Source organism: Bradyrhizobium sp. 1 (assembly GCF_023073315.1).
In the GTDB taxonomy this organism is placed as follows: Bacteria; Pseudomonadota; Alphaproteobacteria; order Rhizobiales; family Xanthobacteraceae; genus Bradyrhizobium.
The window spans coordinates 1-1,028 of record NZ_JADPJH010000027.1 but is presented as its reverse complement, the minus strand read 5'-3'; the positions used below and the strand labels follow the sequence as shown (position 1 = coordinate 1,028).

At 58.9% G+C, this 1,028-nt stretch carries 2 protein-coding genes; both read right to left on the bottom strand.

Annotation, left to right across the window (positions count from 1 at the left end; all coding sequences use genetic code 11):
• Nucleotides 1-110: 110 nt before the first annotated feature.
• The gene (locus IVB29_RS22385; RefSeq protein ID WP_247505567.1) at nucleotides 111-536 is read right to left on the bottom strand and encodes a hypothetical protein; all 426 of its coding nucleotides are present in this window, start codon (nucleotides 534-536) and stop codon (nucleotides 111-113) included.
• A 21-nt stretch (nucleotides 537-557) separates the two neighbouring features.
• Nucleotides 558-896: a class I SAM-dependent methyltransferase gene (locus tag IVB29_RS22380; protein ID WP_247505566.1), complete on the bottom strand. Its 339-nt coding sequence runs from the start codon at nucleotides 894-896 to the stop codon at nucleotides 558-560.
• Nucleotides 897-1,028 lie beyond the last annotated feature (132 nt).

Here is a 1,028-nt window from a genome sequence, read left to right as displayed (position 1 = left end):
GCGCCTTGCAGGTTCGGATGTCTTACGACTGCTCCTGGCCCTTAGCTGACCTTGCCGGGCCGCGCGTCGACCAGCAGCTTCCGACCCAATTCCAGACATCTGAATCGAAGTTAGAGCTGCCTATCGCAACCAATCCGGCGGGCCATGTAGAGGTGAGTTTCGTAGTCCATTTCGAATTCTCCCCCGTGACGATTGATCGCCTTGGAAACGTCATTGACCAGCTCGTCGCGGATCGTTGGCGTGAGCATCCGGATATCCGAGCGCGTACCGAGGAAATTGGCGTAGCTTGACGTTGTGTGCCGCCACTTCCACGGATAGCAGCGGTGCTCTACCGGTCCGAACAATCCCGACTCGTCGAACCAGCCCTTGAATGGACCGCTGGCCAGGTACCAGGCTTCCGGCGGTGGCCCCCAGCGTCCCGTATGACGTAAGGATATGTCCTTGAACTGTTCGAGCAATGGCGCGGGTAGTCCTGTCGGAACGTGTCCGAAGACGGCCAATGATCCGTGAGATGAAAGCAGCTTCGCCGCCTTCACAAACCGCACCTCCGGGGAAACTCAGTGCCATGACTGCGCAGCGATGATGAGTCGGAACGGTCCTCTGTCTTGTGGCCACGCCTCGAAGGTGGTCTCTGCCAGTTCGACATTGTCAAAGCCGGCGAGGCTCTCACGCGCAGTGCGGACCATTTCGCCCCCGGGGTCGATTGCAACGATCTGCAAATCGCGCGCCGCGAAGCTCTTTGTTGCCTGCCCTGTGCCGCAGCCGACTTCGAGAACAGGATCGCCGGGCTTCAGGCTGGCGTACGAAACCACGTCGTCGACGAGGGCTTTTGGATAGTCCGGGCGTGAGGCCCTATATGCACCCGCGATTTGATTGAATGTAAAGCGCTGCTCCATGGCGTATCTCGCCCCTTTTGGCGGTGAATCTAGTCAAGCAAGGCCATTCGTTGTCAAGGCATCTCCGTCACCTACAAGCCCTTGCGTTGCCCGTCGAGGCTGGGCAAGAATGTTGGATTTCGGGAGTTGATG